Raw genomic sequence first — 19,378 nt, forward strand, 5'->3', positions numbered from 1 at the left:
TGTTTTATAAGATATTGATTATTAATTGTTTATATTGGTTTTTTATGTTTTTGGCACGTAAAGTGATTGTAATCTAAGTAGAGTGTTGTGAATAACTTGTATACGTGTACGGAAAGCTGACTGTCGATTTTTCCAGTGAAATGTTTAGAAACAAGCAGCGTAAGTAATGGAGGTGGGTATTATGGATAAGCAACACGACCACATTGAGAGCAAGCAAATTTCCAATCGCCCACGCTGGTTAACGCTGTGCATGATGGCGACAGCGGCAAGTGTAATTGTGTTAGCTGGTTGCGGTGATAACGAAGAAACAGCGCCACCTGCTGAAGAGTCTTCACCATTAGAGCAGGATGCCACCACTCAGCCGGAACCGGGTATGAGTGAAGAGTCAGCGATGGAGCAGGATCCAGGCTTAAGTGAAGAGCCAGCAGCAGAAAACAGCATGACGCAATCTGAAGAAACGATGGCAGAAGATCCTATGCCAGAAGAGTCCATGCCGGATGACACCATGGACGAGCCCGCAGAGGGCACTATGAACCCTGACGACGAGCCTGGCTTTGGTGAAGGAACCGAACCTATGCCTGGCGCTGAGGAAGAGGATGAAAATTCGACCAGTAACTAGTCTTTAGCAAGTGTACCGCTCCCTACGATGGTAAATCGCCTCAGCTGTTTGTTCCCTGCGGCTGCTCCACACGATTTGCCATCCTTTCCGCCCCCGCGCCCGCGGGGGTTTTTTTGTTTGCTTTCTAGCTAGCGCATCCCGCCTTATCAGTATCCTGGTAGTTACTCTTCACTATCTTCCAGGCGGCGATAGAGCGTCCGACGAGCAATGCCCAGCACTTCTGCGGTGCGTCGTTTGTTGCCACCCGTTGCTTCTAATACCTTGTTAATATAGCGCTTTTCAACTTCTTCTAGGCTAGGCCAGCGGATTGGCGTTGCCGAGGGCACCTGGCTCCCTGCCAGCACTTCGCCACTGACGGTAGGCACCAGTGGGGTACCGCTTTCGACCGTTGATTGTTCGCGCAGCCGTTCGGGCAGATCTTTATGGCTGAGCGAGCCATCTTCGCTCAGGGTAACTGCCCGCATGATGGCGTTTTCCAGTTCGCGAACGTTACCGGGATAGGCATAGTTGAGCAGGTTGTTGAGCGCTTCTGGCTCGATTTGTTCGATCTGCTTGCCCTGGGCCTCGGAGTGCTTGTCGATAAGGGCAAAAACAAGGTGCTCAATATCGGTACCGCGCTCGCGTAGCGGGGGAATGCGCAGCGAGAACGTTTCCAAACGGTAGAACAAGTCGCTGCGGAAATTCTCCTGCTCGATTTCCTTCTCCAGGTTGCGGTGAGTCGCAGCGATGATGCGGACATCTACTGGCTCTTCGCGCTCGCCGCCCACTGGGCGCACGGTTTTCTCCTGCAAGGCCCGCAGTAGTTTAGCCTGCAGATTGATGGGCATTTCACCAATCTCATCTAAAAACAGGCTGCCGCCCTGAGCGCTTTGAAAGAGCCCTTTGCGCGCCTCATTAGCCCCGGTAAAGGCGCCTTTTACATGACCAAAGAACTCACTCTCCATCAAATCTGCGGGAATGCTCGCACAGTTAACCGGCACAAAGGGTTGGTCATTGCGAGGGCTTTCCTGGTGAATGGCGCGGGCGAGTAACTCTTTGCCGGTACCGCTTTCCCCTAAGATCAAAATGGGGGCATCGCTTTTGGCAAGGCGGGAGGCATCATGAAACAGTGTCTGCATGACCTGGCTTTTACCCACAATGCCGTGGAAATGGCTGATATCCGTGTCGTGGAAAACCGCCAGGCGTTGGCGTTCCAGCACGCGAAATACGGCATCGCGGATGGCATCAAGGTCTAACGGCTTGGTTAAAAAGTCGTCAGCCCCTAGCTTAAGTGCCTCAACCGCCTGATCGATGGTACCGAAAGCGGTAATCACAATAATACCCAGCTCACTGCCTGCTTGGCGGAGCTGCTGGAGTAGCTGAATGCCGGTCATACCCGGCAGTCGCACGTCGGTAATTACCAGTGAGACGGTGGTGTGGCTTAGTAAGGCAATCGCCTCTTCAGCGCTAGGTACGCCGAGTGTCGTGTAGCCTGCATCCTGCAGTTCTTCTTCTAATAACTCACGTATAGCGGCGTCATCTTCAACCACCAACAAAGGTAAAAGGGGATCCTGTTGGGTCACAAACGTTGTCCTCACGCGGATGCGGTTTCACTAATAGGTAGTGTGATTTCAAATCCAGCGCCGCCAAGGGCGCTGTCAAACACGCCGATCGTACCGCCGTGGTCGTTAATAATGCGATGTACCATAGAGAGTCCCAAACCGCTGCCTTGACCGACCGGTTTGGTGGTGAAAAATGGGTCGAACACTTTGTGATGATGGGCACTGGGTATCCCTGGGCCATCATCTTCCACCCACAGTATTAATTCGTGCTCTTGCTGCTGGGCGCGCACTCGAATTCTGTTCACTTCGGGGGCTTGCGCTGCATTGCGCAGCAAATTGGTCAGCACCTGCACAATTTGTTGGCCGTTGGCGAGTAAGTTGGGTGTCGGCGACGGTAATTCAATGTCTAAACGAATATTGCGTGGTTCCAGCTCGTCTTCAACCAAATCGCTGGCATTCATAATAAGCTGATCAAGCGCCAGTTCGCCTTTCTCTACGTTATGTTGGCGGCCTAATTCCATCAACTGGCGCACAATTTCAACGATGCGCTCGACTTCGCCACGAATACGCCCTAGCCGTGCGCGTTCGTCATCTCCAATCACATCGCGGCGAGCCAAACGCTGGGCCTGGCCATTGATCACCGTTAACGGCGCACCTATCTCATGGGCAACGCCGGCTGCCAATACGCCCAGTTCAGCCAGCTTTTTCGATTTGCGCAGGCGCTTTTCAAGCTCAATTTCGCGCCGTTGGCGATTTTCGATCTCTTGGTCTTTTTCGGCCATCGCATCCAGCATGCCATTCAAACCGGAGGCAAGGTGGCGATATTCGATAGGGCCGTCTTCGGTGGCGCGCTGGCTGCGGTCACCTTTTTCTACCAACTGCATTACGTGCAGCAGCCGGTTAAGCGGGCGCTCGATATGGCGGCGAAACCCCCACCAAATACTAAACACGATTCCGGCGGCGCCAATCACAAACACCAACACGGCCACAATACTGATAAAACCCGTGTAGTTCTCAATACCGGTATTTAGCCGATTAACCTGCAGTACCCCATATACAGTGCCATCTTGTGAGCGCAAGGGTGTCAATGCAGAGTAGTAATTCCACCCATCGTGTTGGCGATAGTTGCTATATAAGTCATCGCGCTCAATGATTTGTTGAATCTCTTCACGGCTGAAAATATCTTTGCCTAGGCCCAGCCCGTAAATATCGCGACCCTGGGTATCGAATACATAGGCACCGTAAATTCGATGGAAGGAGAACGCCGACTGTAGCGCTTCTTCAAGCGGCGTGTTGCTATCTGGCGTAACCGCGTAGCTGAGCGACGAACTCAGCGTACGGGTAATAATCTCAACTTCCGTTTGTAACTTTGAGCGTACGTTATCTTCGAGCGACTTGATTGCCACTAAGCTAAAAACCACCAGGATGACAAATAGCGGCACAATCACGGTCAAAATAATCAAATTGCGTAGTCGCATGGGGCATCCATGGTGGTTTTAATACGTTTTAATATCAGCCAGTGAATGAAGCGCTACTGGTTCGTTGGCGCTAGGCGGTACAAGCCGCCCTGGGGGGCGTCAGTGAGTAAGTAAATGGCATCATCAGGGCCTTGGCGAACATCGCGAATGCGACCCACTTCGCCTTGTAAAATCAGCTCTTCCTCGGTGACACGGCCCTCTTCCAAGCGCAGGCGCAACAGCTTCTCGCTACCTAGCCCACCGGCTAATAAGTTGCCTTGCCACTCACTAAAGGCGTCGCTAGTCACTTCGGCAAGCCCAGCGGGGGCGAAGCGGCCTTCAAATACATACACTGGATCAACCATGCCGGGGAGCGAATCTTCGCCAATCGGCTCGTTGGTTGCATAGTCATTGCCCTGGCTGACCTTTGGCCAGCCGTAATTATTGCCCGCTTCGATATGATTCAGCTCGTCGCCGGTGCGGGGGCCATGCTCTGACGCCCAGGCTTCGCCGTTACTGAGCACGACCATGCCTTGAATATTGCGATTACCCATGGAGTAAATTTCATCCAGGGTGGTGTCATCACCAACGAAAGGGTTGTCATCGGGAACGCCGCCAGTAGCGGTAAGACGCAGGGTAGAGCCCGCGTGGTCATCGCTTGCCTGGGCGCGGGGCGGTTCACTGCCGCGATCCCCAATACTCATTAGCAGGGTACCGTCGGGCAGCCACGCCAACCGCGAGCCGTAATGGCGGCCCGGCCCAGAGGCGCGATCTTGTTCAAACAAGTGTTCGACCTCTCCTAGCTGGCCATTGTGCCATTTTATTCGCGATAATGCTGAACGGCTGTTATTGCCCTCGGGCTTGCTCCAGGTGAAATAGATCCAGTCGTTATCACCCTCGCCATTTCCGCCTTCAAAATCAGGATGTAACGCTACGTCTAGCAAACCGCCCTGGCCCTGAGTACTCACTTCGGGCATGCCTTCCAACGTACTGGCTTCACCGCTCTCGGGGTCGACAAGTTTCAGTTGCCCGCTGCGTTCGCTCACCAAGTAGCGGCCATCGGGTAAAAACGCCACCGCCCAAGGGTGCTCAAAACCATCGGCGATACGCTCAATGGAAAGGTTTAAATGGTCGGTTTCCAGCGATTCCTGGACGATTTCCGCATTTGCCGTGTTAATAGCGCCCGCCAGCACTAGTCCACTGATCCTTGCCCAAGCCCCAGGGGGCAGTGGGCGTTGGGTATGGTTGTTCATGTGAAGCATAGCGTGCCCTCTGGTGACGTTAATCATTGGCATCCTTGCCAGTAGTCTAGCAGTGACCTTTTAGTCACGTGTGGGTTCCACTATTACATGAGCAGGGCGAGTAGCACGGGCAGGTAAAACAGCGCTAACAACGTCGAGCAGAAGACCAAACTGGCTACATAGACGGGTTCGCGCTGGGCGCGCTGAGCAAAGAGATAGTTGAAGACCGCCACTGGCATGCACATCTGCACCACTAAAATGCTTTGGGCCAGTGGCGGAAGGCCCACCCAGCCAGCGATCAACCAGGCGACCACGGCAGCGAGGGGCACGCGCACCAGACTAAATCCGAGCCCTGAACGCAGGTTCTTCACCTGAATGCTGGCTAGCGATACGCCCAGAGTAATGAGCATGAGCGGTACCGTGAACCCCGACATTAAGTCCACCGTATTCGCCAGCCAGGGGGGCAGGGAGGTGCCCGTTAGCAGTAGCGCCATGGAAATCGCAATGGCATACACCGTAGGCGTTTTGGCAAGGGTTTTAAGCGGGTTGCCTTGGCTATTAAGCACAGCGCCTAGGGTGAACTGAAAAAGCGAGACGGTCACCATCACGGTGATGCCGTAGGCAAACCCGGCACTACCAAAGGCGTAAAGCACCACGGGTAAGCCCATGTTGCCGGTGTTGGGGTACATCATGGGCGCAAGCAGTACCCGCCAACTGCGGCGCAGCAGTTTTGCCACGCCAAAGGTCGCCGCCCCCATAGTGAGAATGACAAGCGCGGCGGCTAGCATCGTCTGGCCAAAGGTGGTGGCATCAATATCAGCACCCGCCAGGGAGGCCAATACCAGCGAAGGCGTGCCAATGTTAAACACCAGCCGGGTAATAAAGTCGACCGGGTAGGGATGGCCTAGGCGTACCCACAAGTAGCCGAGCCCTGCACCCGCCAGCACGGGCGCCATGACAGCAAAGAGTTCGGCGAGCATTTACAGTCCTTGGCTAATCGGTAGCCGCCTATTGTCGTTAATAAGCGGGCTAACTGGCAAGGCAAACACTCGAATTAACCTAGACGGCGGCGGCTGACGTGCGCCACGGGGCGGGCACCTGGCTGCGTAAAAACTCTAACAGCGCGTGGGTACGGCGGGTCTGGTGACCGTAAGCATAAAGCAGTGTGATAGGAAGTGGCACCGGCTCCCAGCCGGACAGGCAGTTAATCAGCTCGCCTGGATGATGCTGTTCGCGTTTTGCGGTTAACCAGTGTGAGAGCAAGCCGATACCCTGGCTGCGCGCAATGGCATCTATATGCAGGGTAGTGAGATCTACCCGCAGCCGTGAACGGGGCGGGTTAAAGGTGTATTCGCCATGCTCTGGATGAGTGAGCAGTAGCCCGTCAGAAGCCGTGCCCAGCAGGTCTATCCAGGCGTGCTGGTTCAGTTCGTCGGGGTGTTGAGGCGTGCCAGCCGCCTCTAAATAGTGTGGGCTGGCATAAAGCCCGCGGGTTAAATGCCCCAAGCGCTCCTGGTTTAGCCCGCACTCATGAGTCGGCCCAAGCCAGACATGCACGCTATTGCTGTGCATTTTAGTGGGCGGTGTTTCCCTGGTGTGTAGCGTTAACTCTACCTTGGGGTGGCGGTTTAAGAAGGCATCAATGGCACTGGCTAACCAGCTGCGGGCCAGGGCACCGTGCACTTCAAGGGTAATTTCTCCGCTAATCTCCTCACGCAGCTCTGCCAGCGCCTCCTGGCTATGAGCCGCCATTGCCAAAAGCTCGGTGCAGTAGTTGTGAAACAGTAACCCCGCCTCGGTAGGAATCAAGCGGTTGGCCTGACGGCGCAGCAGTGGCTGGTTAAGCCGGGTTTCGAGCTGGCTGATACGGCGGCTAAGGGTCGATTTGGCTAATCCGAGCTTTTGAGCGCTGCGAGTCAAACTGCCCGTGGTCATCACATCGGCAAAGGCGGTAAGTTCGTCAAAGTCATACATGGTCAGGCCCACGGAAAAGGGTGAGCGCTAATTGTGCCATTTTTCGGTGCGAATGAAAATAATAGGCATTTGTGTTCCGGTATGCTGAACGTACCGTCTCACCCCAGTGTGCAAAGAGTGTGTAAAAATATTAATGCTAATAATTCGCATTTAATAGAGCAAATGCTTACCCACATTGCTCACACACTATAAAGGACGAAGTTATGTCTCCCTGTTTGCGCCGTACGCTGCTGGCCAGCGCTATCTCTTCGCTTGCCAGTAGTGCTCTTTGGGCACAAGACGCGCCCCGCTTAGACGATATGGTGGTAACTGCGTCAGGTTTTGAACAGCAGATTACCAATGCCCCCGCGTCTATCAGCGTGGTTTCCCGCGAAGAGTTGGAACAAGGCCACTATCAGAGTGTTACCGATGCGCTGCGCGATGTGCCCGGTGTGATTGTCACCGGCGGTGGGAGAGGGGATAACGGCCAGGATATCTCTATTCGCGGCATGCCCTCCCAGTACACCCTGATATTGGTCGATGGGCGCCCGCAGAATTCCCGCGAGTCTCGCCCTAATGGCGATGCAGGTTTTGAGCAAGACTGGCTGCCGCCGTTACAGGCTATTGAGCGTATTGAAGTAGTGCGTGGGCCAATGTCGACGCTCTACGGCTCCGATGCCATCGGCGGGGTCATTAACGTGATTACCCGCAAGGTTGCGCAGGAGTGGCACGGTAATGTGCAACTCGACACCGTGCTTCAGGAAGACAGCGACTCCGGCGATAGCCGCCAAGCCAATTTTTATCTGAGTGGCCCGCTGGTAGGGGAGCGTTTAGGGCTCCAGCTCTATGGCCGTGCCTCTCAGCGCGATGAAGACAATATCCTTAACGGCTACGAAGATAAAAGCCTGCAAAGCCTCACCGCTCGATTTAGTCTTGCCGCATCAAAAAACCACGACTTCACTTTTGAGGCCGGTATCACGGAGCAGGAGCGCGAATCGCTGATGGGCAACTCGGCGCCATCGGAGGGCTGTCGCGGTGGTTGTGAGGATAGCTACAACAACTATACCCATCAGCACGTTGCGCTAACCCACAGTGGTCGCTTCGATTGGGGTACCAGCGAAACCTACTTGCAGCGTGAGCGCAGCGAAAATAAATCGCGGGATATTGAAATTACCAACACTACCGCCAAAACCAGCGCTGTCATTCCGCTAGGCATGCATATGGTGACGCTAGGCGCTAACTACGAGGAAGAGTCGCTTGAAGATAGTACAACGAACAGACTGCCTGACTCTGATCGTAGTGAGATTGAGAATAGCCAATGGGCAATTTTTGTTGAAGATGAATGGATGCTTACCGATTCCTGGGCATTGACCGGCGGTTTACGTGTTGATGATGACGACAACTACGGTAGTCATTTAAGCCCGCGTCTTTATAGCGTGTGGAATATGACGCCTGACTGGACGTTGAAAGGCGGCGTTTCAACCGGTTATCGAGCGCCCAACCTGCGCGAGATCACCCCCGACTGGGGGCAGGTCAGTCGTGGTGGCAATATTTACGGTAATCCTGACCTTGAGCCAGAGACCTCGCTCAATAAAGAGCTGGCCCTGCTTTATGCCAACGACTCTGGCCTGAGCGGCAGCGTCACGCTATTCCATAACGACTTTGACGATAAAATTACCCGAATAGCTTGCCCCATCGATATCTGTACGGATGGCGCTAACCAGTTTGGCAGCGACCCGACTTATCGCGTTAACGTTGATGAAGCGGTGACCCAGGGCGTAGAGGCGAGTGTGGCTGCGCCTTTAACCGATACCGTTGAGTTAACGGCCAGCTACACCTATACCGATAGCGAGCAAAAAAGCGGTGAGTATGCAGGCGAGCCGTTAACACAGCTGCCTAAGCACCAGGTATCCGCCTCGTTAGATTGGCAAGTCTCTGCCAAGTTGAGTCAATGGACAAAAGTCACTTACCGCGGCGAAGAGAGCCAACCGACTACTGGCCCTTCGAGCAGTGCCATTGTGGCTCCTTCCTACACCTTTGTAGATGCAGGTATTGGCTACCAGCTAAATGAATCGACTCAACTGAACGCGGGTATCTACAACCTGTTCGACGAAGCGATTGACTACGATGAGTACGGCTATGTGGAAGATGGCCGCCGGGTTTGGTTAGGTCTCAACGTCGCCTTCTAAACGCTAGGTTCCCGTTATAAACGCAGTACAGCAGCGGCTATCCAGCGATAGCCGCTTTTTTGGCTGCTAGGCAAGGAGAGGAGAGTCAGCAAAAAAGCCCCAGCGCATGGCCGGGGCAGAAATCAGCATTGAAACAGTAGCGAGCTGAAATTGATTAGAACTCGTAGCGGGCGGATAGCCACAGACGGCGACCTTCTTCACTATTGGCGTAAACGTTGCCAAAGCTGGAGCCATCGCCGTAGGCGCGGTAGTCGACAAAGTCTTTGTCAAACAGGTTATAGATGGTTGCGCTCAGATTAAGCTGATTGGTGACTGCATAGTTACCGCCTAAGTGAAACAGTGAATAGGCTTTAAAGTCGCCCAGGTCATCAAACGAGGGGGCGCCGCGCACGCTTTCGCGGTTACGGTAGCGTTCGCTGCGGTACTCAGCTGAGAGCCAGGTGTCCAGTTTTGCCGTTGCCTGCCAGCGCAGCGTGGCGTTGATGGCGTGTTCGGGGGTATCCGTCAGTGGCTCACCCTCGTTATCGCCACTCTTCTGCTCGCTATCGGTATAGGTGTAGTTAGCGTTAACGTGCCAATCGGGAGCGAACTGGTAGCTGGTAGAGAGCTCAACCCCTTGGGTGATCGCTTCATCGATATTGATATCCTGGCTATACAGGCCGTCAGGAATCAGCAGGTCGTTTTCCACCAGGATATCGCTGCCGCTGGCAATCTTATCGTCAAACTGGTTGTGGAACAGCGTGGCGCTGGCGGTAAAGCCTTGCTGGTTGTCGTAATGGGCGCCTATCTCGCTGCTGGTGCTGGTTTCAGGCTCAAGATCCGGGTTGCCAATGGTCAGCACGGTGCCTTGGCCGGTAACGCCGTTGATGCCATCGTGCAAATCATTAAGCGTGGGCGTTTTATAGCCGCGGCTCACGCCACCTTTTAATGTCCAGTTGGGCGTCGTGTTCCACACCAAGTAGCCGCGCGGGCTGAACTGGCTGCCAAAGGCGTCGTGGTGATCGTAACGGCCGCCTAGGGTCAGGGCCAAATCGTCCCGCAGCATCCATTCATCTTCAGCAAACAGCGACCAGGTGGTTTGGGCAAAGGTCTCACCGGCCAAGCCGTCGTCAAGCTCGGCATCCCACCACTGCAGGCCCAACGTGGTCATGTGGTTGCCCAGCGGCATGATGAATTTGCTGTCGAGCACGGTATTGGTGGTTTCCAGCTCCCGCGGCGCACCGCCGACAATGCTAGGAAAGCCTTCGTAAGCGACGCCAACATCACCAGGAATCGTGCGTCCTTTGGTTTCGGTGGTATTGCGCATCAGGCTGGATTCCAACGTACCCGAGGCAAAACGTCCAGTGTGGCCAATGGCGATTTGCTCGCGCTCAAAACGGAGTTCATCCGAATAGCCGGTGGCGCTGCCAGGGGCGGGCGCGCAGCTGCGGGTGCGTCCATCCAGGGTGCCTAGCTGGCACTCGTCGTTGTTATAGCGTTGACGATTGACTTCACCATCTAGCCACAGGTCATGGCTATCAGAGGGTGTCCAGGTTAGCTTGCCGCCGATGTTGTAGGTATCGCCTTCCACCGGGCTGGGGCCGCGCTGGCTGACCTCAATAGGATTGCCGTCACCGTCGGTGTAGGTGAGTTCAGAAGCATCGCGCTCATAAACCCGGCCACGCAGTTGAAGGCCAAGGGTATCTTCCACCAAAGGGCCGCTGGTATACAGGTTGATCTCGCGACGATCGCCAAAATCGCGATCTTCGTTAAAGGTGTTTTCGACCCCGATAGAGCCAGTCCACTCGCGGCCAACCCGGCGGGTAATAATGTTGATTACCCCACCCATGGCGTCAGAGCCATATAGTGTCGACATCGGCCCACGGATAACTTCAATTCGTTCAATGCTGGAAATGGGGGGAAAGAAGCTGGTGGAGGTTTCGCCAAACCCATTGGGCGTCACGCTGCCGGCGGTATTCTGGCGGCGGCCGTCAATCAGGATCAGCGTGTAGTCGCTGGGCATGCCACGAATACTAATGTTGCTACCACCGGTTTTGCCCACTGAGCCGCCGATATCCACCCCCTCAACGTTGCGCAGGGCATCAGCAATACTGGTAACCCGTTGACGCGAAAGCTCCCCGCGAGAGATCACCGAAATGCTGGCAGGGGCATCGACCATCGCCTGTTCAAACCCGCTGGCCGAGACAACGATATTGTCCAGCTGTTGATCTTCTTGAGCGGTGGCTGTGCCTGCAGAAACAGCAAACGTGACGGCACTAGCCAGAACAGAGCGAGTAAAGCGTGGCATGTCATTCCCTCTTGGTTACGATAATTATTAGCCAATGATATTAATTATCAAATAAAGGCGGGAGTCTAAAAAGAAAAGTTCCCAAACGCGAGGGAATGATTGAGGAACGTTGCGTTGCGCATACTGAAACAGTGAGAGGGTGGAGGAGTTGCAGGAAATGGAACACGCCATTCGCTGGAATAGTAGTGCAAGCGCTTTTGAGAATCGTTATTATCCTTGCCAAGGTACCGTATTGAGAGAAACTTATGCTGGTTAAAACGACATCAATGGCCGCCATCCTCGCTAAGAGCGGGCGTTTAGGTATGGTCGGCGTATTGCTAAGTATTTTTGTGGCAGGCACTGCGCAAGCGCGCACGCTGGAAACCGCCTTTGGCGACGTAGACGTTGAGGGAACCCCAGAGCGCGTCGTAACACTCTACGAAGGCGCTTTGGACGCTGCCGTAGCGGCAGGCGTGAACCCGCTAGGCGCTGTGACGACGCGTGGTGGCGACAACGTGGCAAGCTATATTGAAGCGCACCTTGGCGAGAACACGCCTGCCATTATGGGCGTGGTGCGCGAGATCAATATCGAAGCCGTGCTGGCGCAGCAGCCGGATCTGATTTTGGCGCCCGCCCAGCTTTCTGATGAGCAGTATCAACTGCTGTCACGTATTGCGCCTACGGTGGTGCCACCCACTCAGCCACTTGCGCCGGATAACTGGAAAGACGAAGCCCGCCTTTACGGCGAAGCGCTTAATCGCCAAGCCGCCATCGCAGAAGCGATTGAGGCCGTTGAGCAACGCGCCGCCGAGGTCGCCGAGGCAGTGGAAGAGGCCGGTGTCGGTGGTAGCGCCTTCTTGGTGCGCTGGATGCCCGGTGGCCCTATGGTGATGTCGGAAAACCTTTTCGCTGCAGGTTTGTTAGCCCAAGCGGGGCTGGATGTTCAGGACGCTGGCCTAGTGGGCGAGCGCGGCGTGCATAGCGATGTGCTGAGCCTGGAAAACCTTTCCCAAGTGGACGGCGACTGGCTGTTCCTGGCAACGCTCAACGAAGATGGCCAAGCGGCGGTGGACGCAGCCAAGCAGAGCAGTGCCTTTACGCGCCTAAACGTGGTGCAGCAAGACCACGTAGTGCCGGTAGATGGCCAGCTATGGACAAGTGCCAATGGCCCGCTGGCCGCCCAGGCGATTCTTGACGATATAGAGGCAGCGCTGTTGCCGTGACGGTTCCACGTTTTGCAACGCCTAACGTTAGGCGTGCTACTCCCCGAACGCTAATGCTGCTGCTACTCACCGCCCTTGTGGCGGTGAGTCTCGTTAGTTTATTAATCGGCGCAGGTAGCGTTGGCCCCGGCAGGACCCTGGCGCTACTCAGCGGCGCCCAGGACGATGAAGCACGCTTCATCGTCTGGGAACTGCGCGCACCGCGCACCTTAATTGGTATTGTCGTGGGCATGGCACTAGGCGTTGCTGGAGCCTTGTTGCAAGCGGTGGCACGCAACCCGCTGGCTGAACCGGGGCTTTTAGGGGTTAGCGCGGGGGCGGCGTTTGCCGTGGCGCTGGCCTTAGTGCTGGGTGCCAGCGCCGCCACGTTACGCATTTCAGTCGCGCAGTTAGGTGCGCTGGTGGGCTGCGTGTGCGTATTGAGCGTGGCGCGCTTTCGCGGTGTGGGTAACGACCCCATCCGGCTCGTGCTTGCCGGGGCTGCGTTCTCTGGCCTGTTGGCGTCATTAACCTCATTGATACTGCTTTACGACCAGCGTGCCGCTGATGAAATTCGTTTCTGGGTGATTGGCAGCTTGGCAGGCCGCCGCTTGGACGACCTGCTTGCCGTGCTGCCCAGTATGCTGGTCGCGTCAGTGATGGTTGCGCTGATTGCTCGGCCGTTAGCTGCCCTGGCACTAGGCGAACGAGTGGCCTCTGGTTTGGGCCACCACCCCAACCTCATTCGTTGGTTGGTCATCGCCTGCGTGGCGCTGTTGGTGGGGGCTGCCACCGCCATCGCCGGGCCCATTGCCTTTGTTGGGTTGGTGGTGCCGTTTGTCGCACGGGCCTTTGCCGGGCCTGATATTCGTCGCACGCTATGGTTTTGTCTGCCCATCGGGCCGCTGATCGTCCTCGCGGCCGATATCATCTCTCGAGTGGTGGTCGCTCCATCGGAACTACCGTTGGGCGTACTCACGGCGCTGTGCGGCGCCCCCGTACTGATAGCGGTTGTACGTGCGCGCCGCCTACCAATGCTATGAATTCGCTAATGAAAACCACGCAGATAAAAAGCTCGTCTATGCCTTTCTCTTCGGAAGACCAGTTCCGCGCGGACGGCAATAACAACGTACCGCCACCGCAAGGTTACTGGCGATTCGCTTGGCGAAGCGGGAACGGTGCGAACAGTCTGTTATTTGAGCAGCGAGCGGTAGCCGTTAACCTGGGCCTGTTTGGCGCGTTACTGCTTGCCAGCGTTTTTTATCTAAGCCTGGGCAGCGTTAAGGTCGCGCCAACGGCGGTGCTGCAGGCACTGTTTGGCAACGCAGATATAATGGCGAGCTTTGTAGTGCAGGAGCTACGCTTGCCGCGTTTGGCCGCAGCCGTTAGTACCGGGGCGGCCTTCGCGTTAGCCGGCATACTGATGCAAACCCTGGCCCGCAATCGCTTGGCGACGCCGGGTATTATTGGTATTGATAACGGCGCGACGACATTTGCAGTGGCCTCCATCGTAGGCCTTGGTGTTTCTATCGCGCCGCCTGCCATGGCGTTAGCAGGGGCAACCACCGCAGCGGTACTCACCTTCGGACTCGCCGCGGGCAACGGCACCCAAGGGTATCGCTTTATCGTGGCGGGGATTGGCGTGGGCGCGGTGTTTGGCGCGATAACGCAATTGATGCTGGCGCGCGTCGCCATTGATACCGCCAATGCCGCTTACCCATGGACGGTGGGTTCGCTCAATGCCCGCCCCAGCGGCGCACTGCAGTTACTCATGCTCGGGTTGGCGTTAGGGCTGGCCGCTGCCATGGCATTAGCCCGTTCGCTAACGCTACTGCGTTTCAAGGATGCTACCGCTAGCGGGTTAGGCGTAAACGTCAAGCGACGCCGGTTGGAAGTGCTGCTGCTATCTGTCGCCTTGACGGGGTTAGCGGTCGCTGTTGCCGGGCCGGTGGGCATGGTGGGACTGATTGGCCCGGAGATTGCCCGGTCAATGTCGAGTTCTCGTAGCGTGCCGGTTTTGGCGGCAACGCTGGCGGGGGCGCTGGTCATGGTACTCGCCGACTTGGCCGGGCGTACGCTGCTGGCGCCGATCGAGATTCCCGTCGGTATCGTTACCGCCGTGGTCGGCGGGCCCTGGTTACTTTGGATATTAATGCGCCCGCAACGGAGCTTCACATGAGCCAATCTCCAACACCCACTATGCCATCTCTTGCCACGCAGTCGCTCGGCATGAGTTATGGCACCCGGCAGGTGATCGATGGCTTGGATATCACCCTGCCCAGCGGCAAAGTCACCGCCATTGTGGGCCCCAACGGCTGCGGAAAATCGACGTTGTTGGCCGGGCTTGCTCGTTTACACAAACCCGATAGCGGTGCTGTATTGCTCGATGGCGACGATATTCAGCGCTTGCCCACGCGCCAATTGGCCACTCAGCTGGCGCTACTGCCCCAGGAGGCCGTCGCACCGGAGGGGCTAACCGTGACCGAACTGATTCGTTTTGGTCGCCAGCCCCACCAAGGCTGGCTGCGCCAGTGGTCAGCAGAAGACCAGCGCGTGGTGCAGCACGCGCTAGCGGCGGCAGGGCTTGAACAACTCGCTGACAGGCCAATTGATGCGCTTTCCGGTGGACAGCGCCAACGCGCCTGGATCGCCATGACCATCGCCCAGCAAACCCCGCTGCTGCTGCTGGATGAACCCACCTCCGCGCTGGATCTTGGCCACCAGATTGAAGTGTTCGAGCTGGTGAAACATCTTGCCCACCACGGCCGTACCGTGGTGATGGTGCTGCACGATCTCGCCAGCGCCTGCCGCTACGCTGACCATCTCATCGCCATGCGCGAAGGTCAGATTATCGCGGCAGGGGCTCCGGCTACGGTGGTTACGCCTGACCTGGTGCGAACGCTCTATCAAGTGGAGTGCACGTTACTCACCGACCCTGATACCGGCAGCCCCTTGCTGGCCAATGTGCACCGCTCCCCGGCACCTGCTTACTAGGCAGTCTCCAGCCTTTCGCCGCATTGCTAAAGATGCATTAAGTTGATGCCCTGCTAGAGATAGCGGGGCGATTTCATTACTCTATCGCTTCTAAACCTATTTCAGCTATAACAACCTCAGTAAGGAACACTCGTGTCCTCTCCTGCACACAGTTTTCAAGCGTTGCTGCGGCTACTGCGCTACGCCAAAGGCTATCGTCGGCGCATCATTGCCGCCACCGCCTGTTCGATTATCAACAAGCTGTTTGATATTGCCCCAGAGATTCTGATTGGTGTCGCCATTGATGTGGTGGTCAATCAGGAGCAGAGTTTTGTGGCCAGCCTCGGCTTCGAGACGCCCCAACAGCAGATCACCATGCTGGCGGTGCTGACGTTTGTTATCTGGGCGGGGGAATCGCTGTTTGAGTACTTGTTCCAAATTCTCTGGCGTAACTTAGCCCAACGTTTGCAGGCGGATATGCGCCAAGATACCTACGAGCACGCTCAACGGCTGGATATGGCGTTCTTTGAATCAAGAAGCTCCGGCCAGCTAGTGGCCACCATGAACGACGACGTTAATCAGCTTGAGCGCTTTCTGGACGGTGGCGCCAACGCGATGGTTCAGGTAGTGGTGACGGTGGTGGTGATTGGCGCGGTATTCTTTGTGCTTTCGCCGTTGATTGCGCTGCTGGCGTTTACACCTATTCCGTTGATCATTTGGGGGGCGTTCTTCTTCCAGCGCAAAGCCGGGCCGCTCTACAGCGACGTGCGTGAAAAGGTGGGTGATTTAGCCAGCCGTTTATCCAACAACCTAAGCGGCATCGCGACGATTAAAAGCTTTACCAGTGAAGAGCGCGAAGCGGAACGCCTGCGCGAGGCCAGCGAAGCCTACGTAGAAGCCAACAGAAGGGCGATCAAGGTTAGCTCCGCGTTTATTCCTGTGATCCGCATGGCGATTTTGGCGGGCTTTCTGGCCACCTTTACTGTGGGCGGCATGATGGCGCTCAACGGTTCACTCAATGTGGGTGCTTACGGTGTGTTGGTATTCCTGACCCAGCGTCTGCTCTGGCCGCTCACTGGCCTGGCTCAGGTGATCGACCTGTTCGAACGCGCCATGGCCAGCACGCGACGGATTCTTGATCTACTTGAAGTGCCGATTACCGTTAAGGACGATAGCACCACCCCGCTCGTTCAGCCGGTGCGCGGCGAAGTGACCATCGACAATGTGAGCTTTCACTACGCTACCAGTGGTGTTGGCGTGGAAAACATTCATTTACACGCACCGGCAGGCAACACTCTGGCATTAGTAGGCGCGACCGGCTCGGGTAAATCGACCCTCATCAAGCTGCTGCTGCGCTTTTACGACCCGGAAAACGGGCGGGTACTCATCGATGGCCAGCCGATTACCGAGGTCAGCATGAACTCGCTACGCCAGTCGATCGGCCTGGTCAGCCAGGATGTTTACCTGTTTGAAGGCAGCATTCGCGACAATATCGCTTACGGCAAGCCCGATGCCGACGAAGCCGCGATTATCGATGCGGCAAAAACCGCCGAGGCGTGGAGCTTTATCGAAACGCTGCCCCAAGGATTGGATACGCCGGTAGGGGAGCGGGGCGTGCGGCTTTCCGGCGGCCAACGCCAGCGGCTTTCTTTAGCGCGGGCGCTACTTAAAGACCCGCCTATTTTGGTGCTGGATGAAGCCACCAGCGCAGTGGACAACGAAACCGAAGCGGCCATTCAGCGATCGCTAAAGCGCATCGCCCATGGCCGCACGGTGATTATGATTGCTCATCGGCTTTCGACCATTGTGCATGCTGATGAGATCGTGGTGATTGAGAAAGGCCAAGTGGCCGAGCGGGGCACCCATTCCAGCCTATTGGCAGCTAACGGCCACTACGCCGCCCAGTGGCGGGTACAAACCGGCGAAGCCCAGGCGGGGGATGTGGAAGCACTCAGTAACCTTTAACGACTACTGATTAACTATTACCTATTAACCAGGAGCGCATTGAGGGTGACGGGCACATGCTCTTCAATCTCCTGGTAGCCCAGTAACGACATCACGGTGCGCACCGTGGTGTTGGCCATCAGTGCTCGGCCATCCATCGCCATGGGCTCCGCGTGGGTGACGCGTATCTCATTTAGGCCTTCGCGGGTAAACCGCAGCGGCACGGATTCCTGTTGGTTAACCATGTCTGATTGAACGCTAAAGGTCAGCGTCTCCACCAGTGATTCGCCAATATCCAAACCGTCCAAGCGTTCTGGCGGCATTTGCGCTTCTAGCGTCACCAAGGTGGTGTTCGCCAGCAAACCTATCCAAGGTGGCAGCTCGCCAAAGCGTTCCAGCACATCCGTTTGGCTGAGCTTTAACGGCAAGCGCAGGGTGCCATCGCTGGAGATATCACCCTGCAGATCGCGCACTTGATGGTGATGAGTTTGCGGTGCTTCGCCGTTCAACTGAGTAATCGATGCCTGCACCCGCGACTGTCCAGGATCAAGCTGCCAATCAGCGTGCACGGGCAGCGCCAACAATAAGGGAAATAGAGCAATCAATGCTTTCACAGCGCGTCTCCGCATAAAGAACTACTCACCAGACTGCCCAATCCACATAAAGTGCCGTAATGACATCAAGATAGCGCAAAGGGGCTAGCCTCACCCGGCCACATTCGCTATGATATGCACGCTTTTCGGGCCTATAGCTCAGTTGGTTAGAGCAGGGGACTCATAATCCCTTGGTCGTAGGTTCAAGTCCTACTGGGCCCACCATTTCTATATTTACCTATTTCAAAAGCAGGGAGTAATTAGTCCCTGGAGCTGCTGTATATCTGATTCTAGTTACGCCCTGCGCACGTCTAAAACTTTCAAGTCCCCCAATATTACCCAACCCACCAGCGCCAACCCGCAGCGCAAAGCATACCCATGGCAATCGATACCAGCGGGCTTCTCAATACTACCGCCACCGTGCCAGCGGCAATGGCCGCGAGCCGAACGCCGCCGTCACCATGCACGATGATAGGCGTAATAACGGCAATCAGGACTGAGCTAGACATGGCATCGACGAATCGCCGCACGCGTGGACTTAGCGGCACACGCGACATGATTAGCAGCCCCAGCACTCTGGAGCCATAAGCAATTACCACCATTAGCATGATAGCTATCAACGGCTGCCACACGGGTGATGAGCTCATGAGGCGCTTTCCCTTAACCAGCGCCCGGGTAATAATACGGCCACCACGCCACCAGTAATGGCACCCACCATCACATGTAGGTAAGGCGGCAACCACCAGTACGCCATTAATGCACTCGCCGCTGCTGCCAGCCAGGGTAGGGCCATTGCCGCTCTTGGGTTTCCACCTACAACGATCATCAACAGAAAGCACAGCATGATCACATCAAGGCCGAAGCGTTCAGGTTCGGTAATGCCTCCACCGAAGGCTAGCCCTATCGCAGTGCCCCCGACCCAGGCGCCCCACAGCGCGATCCCGCCACCTAGAAGAATGCCCAGGTTTCGCTCACCGCGTTGATACTCTCCCAGCGCCATTGCCCAGTTGGAGTCGGTTAGCAGAATCACCATAGCGAATTGCTGGCGTTGAGGTAACGCCTTGAGCCAGGGATAGAGCGCCGCACTCATTAGCATATGCCGGGTATGAATCGCGAGTGTGACCGCTGCCAGAGCAAGCAGTGGCAGAGGCGAATGCCACATCTCTAGGGCAGCAAATTGCGATGGAGCCGCGAAGACAAACAGGCTCATTAGCATCGCTTCCCAGCCGGCCAACCCTTGGTGCACGGCGGCTACGCCAAACGCCAATCCAAACGCGATGGTAAAAACCGCCAAAGGCAGCATCATGCGGATCCCTCGCCAGGTGCCCGTGATATCCAGCCGAGTAGGATTTTCTTTTATTTTCATTGCTTAACCGTTCTAAGTGAAACAGGTCATATCA

At 56.0% G+C, this 19,378-nt stretch carries 16 protein-coding genes and 1 tRNA gene; 8 read left to right on the forward strand and 9 right to left on the reverse strand.

The features are described from left to right. The first annotated feature begins 181 nt into the window (after nucleotides 1–181). Nucleotides 182–619, forward strand: a complete 438-nt coding sequence (locus tag HALA3H3_RS14950; protein WP_022522397.1) for a hypothetical protein — start codon at nucleotides 182–184, stop codon at nucleotides 617–619. A 161-nt stretch (nucleotides 620–780) separates the two neighbouring features. Here HALA3H3_RS14950 and HALA3H3_RS14955 read toward each other — a convergent pair whose 3' ends face one another. The 5 genes from HALA3H3_RS14955 to HALA3H3_RS14975 all read right to left on the reverse strand — a co-directional run bounded on the left by HALA3H3_RS14955 (nucleotide 781) and on the right by HALA3H3_RS14975 (nucleotide 6,832). After that, the gene (locus HALA3H3_RS14955; protein ID WP_027958616.1) at nucleotides 781–2,181 is read right to left on the reverse strand and encodes a sigma-54-dependent transcriptional regulator; all 1,401 of its coding nucleotides are present in this window, start codon (nucleotides 2,179–2,181) and stop codon (nucleotides 781–783) included. An 11-nt stretch (nucleotides 2,182–2,192) separates the two neighbouring features. Then, the gene (locus HALA3H3_RS14960) at nucleotides 2,193–3,638 is read right to left on the reverse strand and encodes an ATP-binding protein (RefSeq protein ID WP_022522398.1); all 1,446 of its coding nucleotides are present in this window, start codon (nucleotides 3,636–3,638) and stop codon (nucleotides 2,193–2,195) included. 53 nt (nucleotides 3,639–3,691) lie between these two features. Beyond that, nucleotides 3,692–4,879, reverse strand: a complete 1,188-nt coding sequence (locus HALA3H3_RS14965; RefSeq protein WP_053857205.1) for a PQQ-dependent sugar dehydrogenase — start codon at nucleotides 4,877–4,879, stop codon at nucleotides 3,692–3,694. A gap of 83 nt (nucleotides 4,880–4,962) precedes the next feature. After that, a complete protein-coding gene (locus HALA3H3_RS14970) occupies nucleotides 4,963–5,838 on the reverse strand; it encodes an AEC family transporter (RefSeq protein WP_022522400.1) in 876 nt (291 codons plus the stop codon). 79 nt (nucleotides 5,839–5,917) lie between these two features. Then, nucleotides 5,918–6,832: a LysR family transcriptional regulator gene (locus HALA3H3_RS14975; RefSeq protein ID WP_022522401.1), complete on the reverse strand. Its 915-nt coding sequence runs from the start codon at nucleotides 6,830–6,832 to the stop codon at nucleotides 5,918–5,920. Between the two features lie 203 nt (nucleotides 6,833–7,035). Here HALA3H3_RS14975 and HALA3H3_RS14980 point away from each other — a divergent pair, with 203 nt between their 5' ends. Continuing rightward, nucleotides 7,036–9,000 carry a ligand-gated channel protein gene (locus tag HALA3H3_RS14980; RefSeq protein WP_022522402.1) on the forward strand — a complete coding sequence of 655 codons (1,965 nt, stop codon included), beginning with the start codon at nucleotides 7,036–7,038 and terminating at the stop codon, nucleotides 8,998–9,000. 154 nt (nucleotides 9,001–9,154) lie between these two features. On the opposite strand, the gene HALA3H3_RS14985 is transcribed toward HALA3H3_RS14980, so the two are convergent. After that, nucleotides 9,155–11,287: a TonB-dependent receptor domain-containing protein gene (locus HALA3H3_RS14985; RefSeq protein WP_022522403.1), complete on the reverse strand. Its 2,133-nt coding sequence runs from the start codon at nucleotides 11,285–11,287 to the stop codon at nucleotides 9,155–9,157. A 302-nt stretch (nucleotides 11,288–11,589) separates the two neighbouring features. Here HALA3H3_RS14985 and HALA3H3_RS14990 point away from each other — a divergent pair, with 302 nt between their 5' ends. The 5 genes from HALA3H3_RS14990 to HALA3H3_RS15010 all read left to right on the forward strand — a co-directional run bounded on the left by HALA3H3_RS14990 (nucleotide 11,590) and on the right by HALA3H3_RS15010 (nucleotide 17,406). Further along, on the forward strand, nucleotides 11,590–12,489 hold the full coding sequence (locus HALA3H3_RS14990) for an ABC transporter substrate-binding protein (RefSeq protein WP_370657680.1): 900 nt from the start codon (nucleotides 11,590–11,592) through the stop codon (nucleotides 12,487–12,489). A 53-nt stretch (nucleotides 12,490–12,542) separates the two neighbouring features. Beyond that, a complete protein-coding gene (locus tag HALA3H3_RS14995) occupies nucleotides 12,543–13,511 on the forward strand; it encodes a FecCD family ABC transporter permease (protein WP_022522405.1) in 969 nt (322 codons plus the stop codon). Nucleotides 13,512–13,549: 38 nt separating this feature from the next. Further along, nucleotides 13,550–14,647 carry a FecCD family ABC transporter permease gene (locus HALA3H3_RS15000; protein WP_053857207.1) on the forward strand — a complete coding sequence of 366 codons (1,098 nt, stop codon included), beginning with the start codon at nucleotides 13,550–13,552 and terminating at the stop codon, nucleotides 14,645–14,647. Next, nucleotides 14,644–15,462 (forward strand): ABC transporter ATP-binding protein, encoded by an 819-nt coding sequence (locus HALA3H3_RS15005; RefSeq protein WP_022522407.1) that lies wholly within the window; start codon nucleotides 14,644–14,646, stop codon nucleotides 15,460–15,462. The genes HALA3H3_RS15000 and HALA3H3_RS15005 overlap by 4 nt, the downstream gene beginning before the upstream one ends. Nucleotides 15,463–15,594: 132 nt before the next feature. After that, complete coding sequence (locus tag HALA3H3_RS15010; RefSeq protein ID WP_022522408.1) at nucleotides 15,595–17,406, forward strand: ABC transporter ATP-binding protein; 1,812 nt, start codon at nucleotides 15,595–15,597, stop codon at nucleotides 17,404–17,406. A gap of 17 nt (nucleotides 17,407–17,423) precedes the next feature. Here HALA3H3_RS15010 and HALA3H3_RS15015 read toward each other — a convergent pair whose 3' ends face one another. Next, the gene (locus tag HALA3H3_RS15015) at nucleotides 17,424–18,014 is read right to left on the reverse strand and encodes a hypothetical protein (protein ID WP_022522409.1); all 591 of its coding nucleotides are present in this window, start codon (nucleotides 18,012–18,014) and stop codon (nucleotides 17,424–17,426) included. A gap of 112 nt (nucleotides 18,015–18,126) precedes the next feature. On the opposite strand from HALA3H3_RS15015, the gene HALA3H3_RS15020 reads away from it, so the two are divergent. After that, nucleotides 18,127–18,203 (forward strand) — tRNA-Ile (locus HALA3H3_RS15020). Between the two features lie 110 nt (nucleotides 18,204–18,313). Here HALA3H3_RS15020 and HALA3H3_RS15025 read toward each other — a convergent pair. Together HALA3H3_RS15025 and HALA3H3_RS15030 are read right to left on the reverse strand one after the other, a co-directional pair. Continuing rightward, a complete protein-coding gene (locus HALA3H3_RS15025) occupies nucleotides 18,314–18,625 on the reverse strand; it encodes an AzlD family protein (protein WP_022522410.1) in 312 nt (103 codons plus the stop codon). Then, entirely contained in the window at nucleotides 18,622–19,344 is a 723-nt protein-coding gene (locus tag HALA3H3_RS15030; RefSeq protein ID WP_053857004.1) for an AzlC family ABC transporter permease, read from the reverse strand. The genes HALA3H3_RS15025 and HALA3H3_RS15030 overlap by 4 nt, the downstream gene beginning before the upstream one ends. Nucleotides 19,345–19,378 lie beyond the last annotated feature (34 nt).

The organism is Halomonas sp. A3H3 (genome assembly GCF_000982975.1).
In the GTDB taxonomy this organism is placed as follows: domain Bacteria; phylum Pseudomonadota; class Gammaproteobacteria; order Pseudomonadales; family Halomonadaceae; genus Vreelandella; species Vreelandella titanicae.